This is a genomic window from Bacillus sp. AR4-2 (assembly GCF_008274865.1).
Lineage (GTDB): Bacteria > Bacillota > Bacilli > Bacillales > Bacillaceae_G > Bacillus_A > Bacillus_A cereus.
Window position 1 is genome coordinate 326,466 of sequence record NZ_CP031062.1, and the last position, 12,368, is coordinate 338,833.

Sequence of the window (12,368 nt, forward strand, 5' to 3'; positions counted from 1 at the left end):
AAGGAATGAGGATATGTCAAAAGAGATAGCAAAAAAACGTATAGAAGAACTGCGTGATTTATTAAATACATTTAACTATCAATATCACGTATTAGACAATCCTTCTGTTTCTGATGCGGAATATGACCGTAATATGCAGGAGCTTATAAAATTAGAAGCAGAGAACCCAGAGTTTATGAGTGAAGATTCTCCCTCCGTTCGCGTTGGGGGGACTGTTCTTGATATATTTGAAAAAGTAACACATAAGTCACCAATGTTAAGTTTAGGAAATGCATTTAACGAAGGAGATTTACGTGATTTCGACAGAAGAGTACGTCAAGGAATTGATGGTGCGAATGTAAGATATATATGTGAATTAAAAATTGACGGGCTTGCCGTTTCGCTTCATTATGAAAAAGGACGCTTCATTCAAGGGGCGACACGTGGTGATGGTGTAACGGGTGAAGATATTACTCAAAATTTAAAAACGATTAAAGCTATCCCACTTCGTTTAAATGAAGAAGTAACGTTAGAAGCACGAGGCGAAGCTTATATGCCGAAGCGTTCATTCGTTAAACTAAATGAAGAAAAAGAGCAAAATGGAGAAGATGTATTTGCGAATCCGCGTAATGCAGCAGCAGGTTCAATACGTCAACTTGATCCGAAAATTGCAGCGAAGCGTAACTTATCTATGTTTGTGTATGGTCTTGCGAATGTAGAAGAAAAAACAATTCCATCACATAGTGAATCGCTTGATTTCTTAGGTGAACTTGGATTTAAGACAAATCCAAATCGCCGTACATGTGAAACAATTGAAGAAGTTATAGCTTATGTAGAAGAATGGCAAGAAAAACGTCCGCATCTTGATTATGAGATTGATGGAATCGTTATAAAAGTAGATGATGTTGCCCTTCAAGAAAGTCTAGGAACTACAGCGAAGAGTCCAAGATGGGCGATTGCTTATAAATTCCCGGCTGAAGAAGTTGTAACGAGATTAACAGGCATTGAATTAAGTGTTGGCCGAACAGGAGTTGTAACACCGACTGCAGAACTAGAGCCAGTGAGAGTTGCTGGTACGATTGTTCGTCGTGCTTCTTTACATAACGAAGATTTAATTCGTGAAAAAGACATTCGAATTGGTGACTACGTTGTTGTGAAGAAGGCTGGAGATATTATTCCTGAAGTTGTGAACGTTATTTTTGATAAGCGTACTGGTGAGGAAGAAGAATACCGCATGCCAACTCATTGTCCAGCATGTGAGAGTGAACTTGTTCGTTTAGAAGAAGAAGTAGCACTTCGTTGTATAAATCCAACTTGTCCTGCTCAAATTCGAGAAGGGTTAATCCATTTCGTTTCAAGAAATGCAATGAATATTGATGGACTTGGAGAACGTGTCATTACACAACTGTTTGATGCAGATTATATTCGTACATTTGCTGACTTATATGCATTGACGAAAGAGCAATTATTACAGTTAGAACGTTTTGGTGAAAAATCAGCAACAAACTTAATACAAGCAATTGAAAAGTCTAAAGAAAACTCGTTAGAGCGATTATTATTTGGTCTTGGAATTCGCCACGTTGGAGCGAAAGCAGCACGTACATTTGCAGAGCAATTTGAAACGATGGATGAGCTTGTAAAAGCAACGGAAGAAGAACTAAAAGCAATTAATGAAATTGGCGAAAAAATGGCTCAATCTGTTGTGACATATTTTGATAATGAAGATGTATTAGAGTTATTACAGCAGTTTAAAGAGTATGGCGTGAATATGACATACAAAGGTATAAAAATTGCAGATTTACAAAATGTTGAATCTTACTTCGCAGGAAAAACGGTTGTTTTAACAGGTAAGCTAGAAGTTATGGGGCGAAGTGAAGCGAAGAAGAAGATTGAGGCATTAGGTGGAAAAGTAACGGGAAGTGTTAGTAAGAGTACGGATTTAGTTGTTGCAGGTGAAGCGGCTGGTTCGAAATTAGCACAAGCGGAGAAACATAATGTTGAGGTTTGGAATGAAGAGAGGTTCTTACAAGAGCTAAATAAGTAAGAGGTGCAAACTTACCATGAAAAAAATAGCATTAGCGGTATTAAGCCTTGGCCTACTTGTAAGTGGGTGTAGTGCAGGTGCCGACAAAGATGAAAAAGTGGCTGAGAAATCGGGGAAAGCAAAAGAACAATCAGTTGTTCCAAAATACGCTATTTCGGATGAATATTATAAGACGACTATTCCATTTGATGGTGGAAAGGCACGTGGTTTAGTCGTGCAAGGGTTAAATAGTCGTCTTGATATAGATGAATTTGAAACAGGGTTAATGCGAATTGCAAAAGAATCATTTAGTACGAAAGATAATTTTTTAAAAGGCGGAAAAGCTCTAGATACTCAAACTATACAGATGCTTGTTAAAAGAAAACGTACAGATGCTGAACAAAAGGAACTAGAGGACAAATTAAAAAAAGATGCAGTTAAATTTCCTAATATAGGATTAAACCCTGCATTAGGAACAGGATCCGAATCACTAGAAGTGAAAAATAAAAAAAATCCAATATATATTTCGAATATTTTAGAGCATGATTATTATGTGAAAAAAGGCGATAACGGCGAGGAACGCGTTGGTATGGTAGTTGGATTAGCGATGAATTCTGTTCAATATTTTAACGAAGAGCATGGTTATCCACGTGAAGCTGCAATCCCGGATGAAAAGATGTTAGCTGAAGGGAAAAAAATGGCGCAAGAAATTTTGAAAGTCATACATCAAAAAGAACCTGAAACCAAAAATATTCCAATAACATTTGCGATTTATCGCCAAGCTCCAAAGTCTTCGCTCGTGCCAGGTAATTTTGTTTCTTATGCAAATGCCGAAAAAGGTAGTGAAACGGTTGAAGATTGGAAACAAATTAATGAAAAATATTATTTGTTCCCATCAGAGCAAGCGAAAACAGATAATAAACGTGAAGACCTTGCAAGAGTATCCAACTTTAAGGCAAAACTAAGCGATTATTTCCAAGGCGATTATACAGCTGTTATTGGTACTGGTATGTATAGAGATGATGAATTAAGAGAAATGAAGCTTGATATTCCTGTCCAGTTTAATGGAAAAGCTGAAATAGTTGGTTTTACACAATATGTGGCAGGGCTTGTTATGGAATACTTCCCGAATTATATGAAAGTACAAGTAACGATTAAATCTGTAGAACGCCCAGAAGCTATTATTATACGTGAAGCAAAACAAGATGAACCACTTGTGAAGATTTTAGATTAAATATGAAGGCTGTTCCTCTATGGAACAGCTTTTTTTCTTATGTAATTTTGTTATAATTTAAAATGTTGTAAAAAATAGGGGTAAGGGGTAAAGCTCATGGAAGAATTAAGTTTTCAAGTCATTATTTTATTAATTGCATTCGGTTTTTTAGCAGCTTTTATTGATTCCGTTGTTGGAGGAGGAGGGTTAATTTCGCTTCCTGCACTTATGTTTGTTGGCTTATCGCCAGCTTCGGCAATTGCAACGAATAAATTAGCGGCAACAATGGGGACGTTTACGAGTGCGATGTATTTCATTCGATCAGGAAAAGTTGATTTTAAAATTGTAGGAAAGTTAATCCCGTTAACTATTGTTGGAGCTGTTGCAGGTGCTTTAGTAGTAAAATTTATTCCACCGGATATTTTACGCCCATTAGTACTTGTAATGTTGGTATTTATTGCTATTTATATTATTGCAAAAAAGAATTGGGGAAGTGTGTCTACCTATAAGAAGATGACGCAAAGAAAAACATTAATATTTTTCTTTGCTATTTTAATGATAGGATTTTATGATGGATTTTTTGGACCAGGGACAGGGTCGTTTTTAATTTTTGCATTTTTATTAATTGGCCTGGATTTTATTCAAGCGGCAGCATCTGGAAAACTTTTGAACTTTGTTAGTAATATTGTATCTTTAATTACTTTTTTATTTTTAGATATAATTCATTTTGAATACGGTATTATCATGGGATTATCAATGATCTTAGGTGCTTATTTTGGATCGAAGTTTGCGGTTCAAAAAGGTGTTGGATATGTAAGGACTTTATTTTTATTAGTTACTATATTATTGATCGGGAAAAATGTTTTGGAATATACTCATATTTTGTAGATTCATACGCATGTATGAATCTCTTTTTTTTATTATATTTTAAAAATTTATTAATTTTTAAAATATAAGTCTAGGAATATTTGAATAAATCTAAATTATCGTGTAGAATAATGTTGTAAAATGTAAACGTTTTTCTAAGGGGAGGCTAAAAAAAATGGTAGTAGCATACAAACATGAGCCATTTACAGATTTTTCAGTGGAGGCTAACAAATTAGCGTTTGAAGAAGGTTTAAAGAAAGTAGAATCTTATCTTGGACAAGACTATCCATTAATTATTGGGGGAGAAAAAATCACTACAGAAGACAAAATTGTTTCTGTAAACCCTGCAAATAAAGAGGAACTTGTTGGTCGTGTTTCAAAAGCAAGCCGTGAGTTAGCTGAAAAAGCAATGCAAGTAGCGGATGAAACATTCCAAACTTGGAGAAAATCAAAGCCAGAAATGCGTGCAGATATTTTATTCCGTGCTGCAGCAATCGTTCGTCGCAGAAAACATGAATTCTCTGCTATTCTTGTAAAAGAAGCAGGTAAGCCATGGAATGAGGCAGATGCTGATACAGCAGAAGCAATCGATTTTATGGAATATTATGGTCGTCAAATGTTAAAATTAAAAGACGGTATTCCAGTAGAAAGCCGTCCAATTGAATATAATCGTTTCTCTTACATTCCATTAGGAGTAGGTGTTATCATTTCTCCTTGGAACTTCCCATTCGCAATTATGGCAGGTATGACAACAGCTGCTTTAGTTTCTGGTAACACAGTATTACTAAAACCAGCTAGTACAACTCCTGTAGTAGCAGCGAAATTTATGGAAGTATTAGAAGAAGCTGGCTTACCAGCTGGCGTAGTAAACTTCGTTCCAGGTAACGGTTCTGAAGTTGGTGACTACTTAGTAGATCATCCTCGTACACGTTTCGTAAGCTTCACGGGATCTCGTGATGTAGGTATCCGCATCTATGAGCGTGCAGCGAAAGTAAACCCAGGACAAATTTGGTTAAAACGCGTTATCGCTGAAATGGGCGGTAAAGATACAATCGTTGTTGATAAAGAAGCAGATCTTGAATTAGCAGCTAAGTCTATCGTTGCATCAGCATTCGGATTCTCAGGACAAAAATGTTCTGCATGTTCTCGTGCAGTAATCCATGAAGATGTATATGATCATGTATTAAATCGTGCTGTTGAATTAACAAAAGAATTAACAGTTGCTAACCCAGCAGTATTAGGTACAAACATGGGTCCTGTTAATGACCAAGCTGCCTTCGATAAAGTAATGAGCTATGTTGCAATTGGTAAAGAAGAAGGTAGAATCTTAGCAGGTGGCGAAGGAGACGATTCTAAAGGCTGGTTCATCCAACCAACAATCGTTGCTGACGTTGCAGAAGATGCTCGCTTAATGAAAGAAGAAATCTTCGGACCAGTAGTAGCATTCTGTAAAGCGAAAGACTTCGATCATGCACTTGCAATTGCAAATAATACGGAATACGGTTTAACAGGTGCTGTTATTACTAACAACCGTGACCATATTGAAAAAGCACGCGAAGACTTCCACGTTGGTAACTTATACTTCAACCGTGGATGTACTGGTGCAATCGTAGGTTACCAACCATTCGGTGGCTTTAACATGTCTGGTACAGACTCTAAAGCTGGTGGACCTGATTACTTAGCACTTCACATGCAAGCAAAAACTACTTCTGAAACTTTATAAGAAATAGTAGAGGAGCTCTTCACAGAATGTGAAGAGCTCCTTTTAAAATTGAAATCCTATATATTACCATCGTTCGAAGGGAATGAGCTAAAACCTATTAATAGCGGGATAAACATGTGAACAGAAATAAAATGATGAGAAAAGTTGACTTATTAGTCATATTTTTTAGTATTCATTTTGAGAATTTCCTGTATAATACAATTTGAAAGAAAATCTATGGTTCGACAAGGAACACTCCTTTCGGTTTTGCTCACTGAAAGGAGTGTTTTTTTATGTAGCTAAAAATTCTTGCGTGCTTATTACATTTGCATATACGCCATTTAAACTAGCTAAAATTGTATTGTGAATGTAAACAGCTGGTATAGTAGCGTTCTTAAAAGACAGGTCTTTTGTAGCACAAGCATCATGTATAACGGTACATTGAAAGCCAAAATCGAATGCAGCCCTTACTGTAGCATCGATACACATATGAGTCATCATCCCACATACAACGACATGTTCAATATTTAAACGTTTTAATTGCTCTAGAAGATTAGTTTCTCGGAAGCTATTTGGATAATGTTTGACTATAACTGTTTCTTCTCTAAGTGGACGTACGCTTTCGTGAATATGTACACCTTCTGTATTAGGTAGGAAAAAAGTAGCGTCATCTTTTATAGCTACGTGTTGGATATGAAAAATAGGTTCGCTGTTTGTTCTAAAGTGTTGTAATAACTGATTAGCATATTCGCTTGCTTCTACTGGATTACGCAATTCCATCTTTCCATTTGGAAAATAATCGTTTTGAATATCGATGAGTAAAAGAGCTGTTTTCATATATTTATCTTCCTCCGAGTTTCATATTCAAATAAATTTATTCAATTCGTAGAGAAGATTCTCCTGTTTAAAAATATGAGGAAGAAGAATTTTAAATAACCTTGAAAGTTACTATTTTCTCATGAATTTTCATCTGAAAATTTTAATAAAGGAATAATTAATATTTTTCTAAAAAATGTATTGACTCTTATTATTCTGAGTTCTATAATGAGAATTAATTAAACGACAATTAAATCGATACATTCTTATCCAGAGAGGTGGAGGGACTGGCCCTACGATACCTCAGCAACGGGTTTTTTTAATACCGTGCTAACTCCAGCAAGCCATATAAAGGCTTGGAAGATGAGAAGATGTGAATGAGTACATATAAGTGCTCTCCTTCTTATCTTTATGGTTGATAAGAAGGAGAGCACTTTTTATTTTACCTCGAAAGCTCTGCTTCAAGTTTTTACAGCATATAGGAGGGGAAAAAATGATTTCTTTTAACAATGTAAGTAAAGTGTATGAATCAGCTGGGCAATCTGTTCATGCGGTAGAGGATGTAACATTATCAGTTGAGAAAGGCGAAATTTTTGGCATTATCGGTTTTAGTGGCGCTGGAAAGAGTACGTTATTACGCCTAGTAAATATGTTAGAGAGACCGACGGCAGGAACGATTTCAATAGATGATAAAGATATTACATCATTATCGACGAAAGAATTACGTAAACTAAGACAAAGAATCGGAATGATCTTTCAAAGTTTTAATTTATTTAATTCAAGAACAGTATTTGGAAATATTGCTTATCCATTAAAGTTAGCGAAAGTACCAAAGAATGAGATAAAAGAAAGAGTAAATGAACTGCTGAAGTTTGTAGGGTTAGAAGATAAAGCAAACTATTACCCAGAGCAGCTATCAGGTGGACAAAAGCAACGTGTGGGCATTGCTAGAGCACTTGCGACATCGCCAGATATTCTTATATGTGATGAGGCAACATCAGCCTTAGATCCAGAAACAACGACAGAAATTCTAAACTTATTAAAGAAAGTAAATAGAGAATACAATTTAACAATTCTTCTTATTACACATGAAATGCATGTTGTGAAAGAAATTTGTCACCGTGTAGCTGTAATGGAGAAGGGAAAAGTTATTGAAGAAGGAAAACTGTTTGATGTTTTCACGCAACCAAAAACAAAGACGACTCAAAACTTTGTACGTTCTGTCATTAATGATCATTTACCGGAAAGTGTTCTAGCGAAAATTCAAAATGGTGGTCAAATTTATCGTCTAACATTTACTGGTGAGGAGACAGGACAGCCGGTACTATCATATATCGCAAAAAACTATAACGTCGATGTAAATGTACTGTACGGAAATATTATTGAACTTCAAAATGTGCTATTTGGAAATCTTCTTGTAGAGTTGCAAGGGGAGCAGAGGGAAATTCAAAAAGCATTACAACATCTAAGACTGCAAGTGCAGCTGAAGGAGGTAGAAGCTCATGCGAGTTGATTGGAGTATATTTTGGCCGCGCATACTAGATGCGACGGGGGATACCCTCTTAATGGTAATTGTAACCCTTATATTTGCTACAATTCTTGGTATACCGCTAGGTTTACTTTTATATGTAACGAGAAAAGGAAACTTTTTAGAAAATAAATGGGTCTTTTCTATTCTTAACATCATAATTAATACAATTCGTCCGGTACCATTCATTATCTTTTTAGTAGCGTTAAGTCCACTAACGAGAAGTGTTATCGGAACGACGATTGGAACAGCAGCAGCAATTTTCCCGATGACCTTAGTCGCATCAATTGGTATTGCTAGAATGGTTGAAACAAACCTTGTTTCCGTTCCGAAAGGAGTAATTGAAGCAGCGCAAGCAATGGGCGCCTCGCCAATTAGAATTGTTTTTGAAATCCTTGTACCAGAAGCGTTAGCACCATTAATCTTAGGTGTCACATTTATGACAGTTGGTTTAATTGAATTTTCTGCAGTTGCTGGGCTTGTCGGTGGTGGCGGTCTTGGTGATTTAGCAATGACATATGGTTATCAACGTTTTGATACATCAGTTATGTTCGTAACGGTCGTGTTACTTATTATTCTCGTACAGATAGCTCAAAATTTAGGGAATTACTTTGCGAAAGTCTTGTTACGCAGATCATAAAAAGGAAGAGAGGAAAAGAAAATGAAGAAAATTTTAGCATTTGCATTATCAGCGATTGTAGGAGTCTCAGCATTAAGCGGCTGCTCAAGTGGAGACACGGGTGCAGGAGCGAAAGAAAAAGTAGTTCGCGTCGGTGTAACTGGAACGGATGGAGACGCTTGGGAAATTTTGAAGAAAAAAGCTGAAAAAGAAGGGATTAAGATTAAACTGGTGGAGTTCTCCGATTACACAACGCCAAATAAAGCGTTAGCTGATGGAGATATTGAACTAAACTCATTCCAGCATATTGCGTTCTTAGAGCAATTTAAAAAGGAACATAAGTTAGATATTACAGCTGTTGGTACAACACAAATTGCACCAATGGGTTTATACTCTGAAAAATATAAGAAATCAAATGAAATCCCAGATGGTTCAGAAATTGCAATTCCAAACGATCCAACGAACCAAGCACGTGCATTAAAACTTCTTGATGCAGCTGGATTATTAAAGCTGAAAAAGGATTTTGGTCTATTTGGAGATCCAAGTGGTATTGCTGAAAATCCGAAGAAATTAAAAATTACACCGGTTATCGCACAGCAAACACCTCGTGTGTTAAAAGATGTAGCGGCATCAGTTATTAATAACGGTGTTGCTGGTCAAGCTGGATTAGATCCAGCGAAGGATCCTATTTTCTTAGAAGATCCAAAGAATGAAAATGCGAAGCCTTATATTAATATTTTCGCAGCTCGTACGAAAGATAAAGATGATCCAACACTGAAAAAAGTAATTGAATTATACCATTCAAAAGAAGTAACAGATGCAATTAAGAAAGAAACAAATGATGGTTCAATTTCAGTAGATCTTTCACTTGAGGAGCTTGAAAAAATCGTAAAATAATTATTGGGTTTAATGGACTAACAGAAGGAACCCCTCCGCTGTTAGTTCGTTCAACATATAAACTTAACAAACAAACCCTAATTCTGTACCTTCCAATTTTGTATAACGTAGAATCCAATGTTTGTTAAGTAGAGTAATGGACCAGGAGTTTTCCTGGTCTTTTTTTATGAATGAAAATAGCTAGCGAACAGTAAGGTAATCCAAATTATAATGGGATAAGAAAATAAGCTGAAAAGGAGTGTAATTACGAATTGCTTTTGATGAATTAAGTGTTTTTTGGATAAAAAAAAGAAAATAGAAAAGAGAGTAATGAAAAATGCTGATATGACGCCGGGGTTATAGGAGCGATAAATGAAAAACAAAATAATATGTTGAACAGAGTTGAAGAAGATGGCCCCTTGTATAAAAATAATCCAGCATATAGAAGACAAGAAGTTAAGTTGATATAGAAAGACGATAAGTAATACAAAGATTGTTAATACGGAAATGGCAATGAAAAATTGTTGGCTAGTTATAAGACGGATTGAAAATTGATTAGCAAGGTATTGTGGCATTTGGAAAGCTTCTTCAAGGTTATGAATGAAAAATAATAAGGGAATGATCCAGAGTATAGTAGTCGAATGTTTTTTCATCAATTTACATCACTCCAATAAAGTATAGAAAGCCCAAAAAAAGGCCCTCTATACAGAGATGGTTATTCAATTATGATATTTTTTAAATTAACTTCATGATGCTCTCGTTCTTTCAGATAAGCAGCTAGTTCCTCTTGTAAAATATTTAATATTTGCTTAGCGGATTGCTGGATTGGATTAGGTAGCTCTTCTAATATATGCATCCCGACTTTTACTTTTGTACGAATTACCCTTCGTAGTAATTCCTCATGCATGGACTACACCTCCAAACCGAATATTTAGTACATCTTCATCAAATTTTGCTCCTTGAATAGAAAGGTGTGTTAATGTTTTTGGTAACGTGATGTTCCGTTTAACAGAACCCGCTCGAATAATAAGTTCATCACCTTTTTGATTTAAGGAAAGTTCACTTTTGTTTGAGAAGGGAATGGACAGAACGAAAATATACTCATCGCCATCCTTTTTTACATATTGAGTGCGCCCGTTAAATTTCACTTCTGTAGGGGAATGATCAGTTTTAAATAAAGAATCTCCTACACGTTCTAACATAGACAAACCAACAACTTCTTGTTCAAACATTGGAGCTTCGTAAATAGGAAGGGGTTGAAAACTATCTTGAATTAATGTTTTATATTTCTTCTGTGTATCTTTCCATGCCTGAAAATAAGGATCGGTGACAGTGTTAGGGATGACGCGGTTAATCATAATGGCATCTACGTTATAATCGTATAAATTCAAATAAGTAAAGCTGCGCTGGGCTTCCTTAATGACCATTTTTTCAGGATTTACAACGATGCGGATACTTGTTACTTCTCGATTTGATAAAATATCTCTCATTTCTCCGAGCTGTTCAAGTGTACTTGTTAATTCGTCCATAATATCGTCGGTTGGAAGAGGGACACCAAGGAGTGGTTGAGCTACAGGACGAACGACTTTTAAAACTTTTCTTTTAATAGGAAATAATTTTTCCATCCACCAGCCGAGCATGTCTGGAAAGCTTAGCATTGCTAATGTTTCTCCTGTTGGGGCACAATCAATAATGATAACATCATATGTGTTTTGTTTATAATAATCGAGTACGCGAAGTAGGCTAATTAAATCTTCCATACCAGGAAACATCGTTAATTCTTCTGTTGTAATATCATCGGCTACTTTGGAAGTGAAGAGTAGTGTAATATATTTCTGTAATTTTCCCCATCCTTTTTCCATCTCATAAATCGTATTAATTTCTTGTGCCCACAAATTTTTACGAACTTCTAATGGCTCAGAAGATAGCTTTATACCAAATGAATCTCCTAAACTATGAGCAGGATCTGTGCTCATTACTAATGTTTTTAATCCTTGTTTCGCACTTTGAATTGCTGTTGCTGCTGAAATGCTAGTTTTTCCTACGCCGCCTTTACCTGTATACAAGATAATTCTCATCATTCATATCCCCTTTGTTTCGAATGTCGAATATTACGAGTGTCGAAGTAAATAGTTGAATAAAAACCCAAATAGGGTTTTATTCAATCGGAATGTTTTTCATTTTAGGTGTAGAAACTTTTTCTTCTGTTTTCTGCTGTGATGTAGCAATGTGATTCATGATTTTTTGGAAGATTTGTAGTAAGAATGCTTTTTCTTCTTCTGATAATGCTTCTGTTACTAAGCTAAAGTAATGGGCCGCATTTTGTTTTACTTCTTGAACGAGCATTGCGCCGTTTTCTGTTAACCGAATTAATACAATACGTCGGTCATTTTCATCACGGTAGCGTTCAATATATCCCTTTTTTACAAGGCGATTTATAACCCCCGTCGTTGTACTCATCGGTATATCAAGAAGGTCAGCAATTTTCGTCATTGTAATATCTGTATTTCGTTCCATCCAAAGTAAACAAAATACTTCTGTTTTAGAAAGTGTTAAATCTAGGCTTACCCATTCTTCAGGATAGAAAAGTTTCTTGGCGTTATCTAGCAGTAAGTCTAAAAAATGTTCATATTGCAACAATTAATTCCACTCCCGTATATTTCGAGGTTCGTAATATTTATTTTTATTTTATGTAGAATAGAAATAATTGTCAATGATTTTAATTGTTTTTTCAGATTAGACAGA

Annotated in this window: 11 protein-coding genes, 1 pseudogene and 1 riboswitch; of the genes and pseudogenes, 7 read left to right on the forward strand and 5 right to left on the reverse strand. The window is 35.7% G+C overall.

The window, feature by feature from the left end:
- The first annotated feature begins 13 nt into the window (after window positions 1–13).
- The 4 genes from ligA to pruA all read left to right on the forward strand — a co-directional run bounded on the left by ligA (window position 14) and on the right by pruA (window position 5,805).
- Window positions 14–2,023: an NAD-dependent DNA ligase LigA gene (gene ligA, locus DN399_RS01805; protein ID WP_149149301.1), complete on the forward strand. Its 2,010-nt coding sequence runs from the start codon at window positions 14–16 to the stop codon at window positions 2,021–2,023.
- Window positions 2,024–2,039: 16 nt separating this feature from the next.
- On the forward strand, window positions 2,040–3,236 hold the full coding sequence (locus DN399_RS01810) for a CamS family sex pheromone protein (protein ID WP_000717028.1): 1,197 nt from the start codon (window positions 2,040–2,042) through the stop codon (window positions 3,234–3,236).
- A gap of 96 nt (window positions 3,237–3,332) precedes the next feature.
- Window positions 3,333–4,103: a TSUP family transporter gene (locus tag DN399_RS01815; RefSeq protein ID WP_000391974.1), complete on the forward strand. Its 771-nt coding sequence runs from the start codon at window positions 3,333–3,335 to the stop codon at window positions 4,101–4,103.
- Between the two features lie 154 nt (window positions 4,104–4,257).
- Window positions 4,258–5,805: an L-glutamate gamma-semialdehyde dehydrogenase gene (gene pruA, locus DN399_RS01820; protein ID WP_000259555.1), complete on the forward strand. Its 1,548-nt coding sequence runs from the start codon at window positions 4,258–4,260 to the stop codon at window positions 5,803–5,805.
- A 250-nt stretch (window positions 5,806–6,055) separates the two neighbouring features.
- Here the strand turns inward: pruA and DN399_RS01825 are convergent.
- Window positions 6,056–6,621, reverse strand: a pseudogene (locus DN399_RS01825) (cysteine hydrolase family protein).
- A 242-nt stretch (window positions 6,622–6,863) separates the two neighbouring features.
- Window positions 6,864–6,970: riboswitch (SAM riboswitch) on the forward strand.
- Between the two features lie 123 nt (window positions 6,971–7,093).
- Here DN399_RS01825 and DN399_RS01830 point away from each other — a divergent pair.
- The 3 genes from DN399_RS01830 to DN399_RS01840 are packed head-to-tail and all read left to right on the forward strand — an operon-like array spanning window position 7,094 to window position 9,644.
- Window positions 7,094–8,113: a methionine ABC transporter ATP-binding protein gene (locus DN399_RS01830; RefSeq protein ID WP_000622969.1), complete on the forward strand. Its 1,020-nt coding sequence runs from the start codon at window positions 7,094–7,096 to the stop codon at window positions 8,111–8,113.
- Window positions 8,103–8,768, forward strand: a complete 666-nt coding sequence (locus DN399_RS01835; RefSeq protein ID WP_001261865.1) for a methionine ABC transporter permease — start codon at window positions 8,103–8,105, stop codon at window positions 8,766–8,768. Before DN399_RS01830 ends, DN399_RS01835 begins: the two co-directional genes overlap by 11 nt.
- 21 nt (window positions 8,769–8,789) lie before the next feature.
- Window positions 8,790–9,644 (forward strand): MetQ/NlpA family ABC transporter substrate-binding protein, encoded by an 855-nt coding sequence (locus DN399_RS01840; RefSeq protein ID WP_000721599.1) that lies wholly within the window; start codon window positions 8,790–8,792, stop codon window positions 9,642–9,644.
- Window positions 9,645–9,808: 164 nt separating this feature from the next.
- Here DN399_RS01840 and DN399_RS01845 read toward each other — a convergent pair whose 3' ends face one another.
- From DN399_RS01845 to DN399_RS01860, 4 genes are all read right to left on the reverse strand, one after another.
- Window positions 9,809–10,276: an HXXEE domain-containing protein gene (locus DN399_RS01845; RefSeq protein WP_002182395.1), complete on the reverse strand. Its 468-nt coding sequence runs from the start codon at window positions 10,274–10,276 to the stop codon at window positions 9,809–9,811.
- Window positions 10,277–10,338: 62 nt separating this feature from the next.
- Window positions 10,339–10,530, reverse strand: coding sequence for a DUF3926 domain-containing protein (locus DN399_RS01850; protein ID WP_000544105.1), 192 nt, complete (start codon window positions 10,528–10,530; stop codon window positions 10,339–10,341).
- On the reverse strand, window positions 10,523–11,704 hold the full coding sequence (locus DN399_RS01855) for an ArsA family ATPase (RefSeq protein WP_086388542.1): 1,182 nt from the start codon (window positions 11,702–11,704) through the stop codon (window positions 10,523–10,525). The genes DN399_RS01850 and DN399_RS01855 overlap by 8 nt, the downstream gene beginning before the upstream one ends.
- 76 nt (window positions 11,705–11,780) lie before the next feature.
- Window positions 11,781–12,263 carry a MarR family winged helix-turn-helix transcriptional regulator gene (locus DN399_RS01860; RefSeq protein ID WP_086388543.1) on the reverse strand — a complete coding sequence of 161 codons (483 nt, stop codon included), beginning with the start codon at window positions 12,261–12,263 and terminating at the stop codon, window positions 11,781–11,783.
- Between the last annotated feature and the right edge of the window lie 105 nt (window positions 12,264–12,368).

What these genes read in the sequence shown, in the direction of transcription:
- ligA (WP_149149301.1), top strand. Translation starts at nt 14, where the DNA reads ATGTCAAAAGAGATAGCAAAAAAACGTATAGAAGAACTGCGTGATTTA.
- DN399_RS01810 (WP_000717028.1), top strand. Translation starts at nt 2,040, where the DNA reads ATGAAAAAAATAGCATTAGCGGTATTAAGCCTTGGCCTACTTGTAAGT.
- DN399_RS01815 (WP_000391974.1), top strand. Translation starts at nt 3,333, where the DNA reads ATGGAAGAATTAAGTTTTCAAGTCATTATTTTATTAATTGCATTCGGT.
- pruA (WP_000259555.1), top strand. Translation starts at nt 4,258, where the DNA reads ATGGTAGTAGCATACAAACATGAGCCATTTACAGATTTTTCAGTGGAG.
- DN399_RS01830 (WP_000622969.1), top strand. Translation starts at nt 7,094, where the DNA reads ATGATTTCTTTTAACAATGTAAGTAAAGTGTATGAATCAGCTGGGCAA.
- DN399_RS01835 (WP_001261865.1), top strand. Translation starts at nt 8,103, where the DNA reads ATGCGAGTTGATTGGAGTATATTTTGGCCGCGCATACTAGATGCGACG.
- DN399_RS01840 (WP_000721599.1), top strand. Translation starts at nt 8,790, where the DNA reads ATGAAGAAAATTTTAGCATTTGCATTATCAGCGATTGTAGGAGTCTCA.
- DN399_RS01845 (WP_002182395.1), bottom strand. Translation starts at nt 10,276, where the DNA reads ATGAAAAAACATTCGACTACTATACTCTGGATCATTCCCTTATTATTT.
- DN399_RS01850 (WP_000544105.1), bottom strand. Translation starts at nt 10,530, where the DNA reads ATGCATGAGGAATTACTACGAAGGGTAATTCGTACAAAAGTAAAAGTC.
- DN399_RS01855 (WP_086388542.1), bottom strand. Translation starts at nt 11,704, where the DNA reads ATGATGAGAATTATCTTGTATACAGGTAAAGGCGGCGTAGGAAAAACT.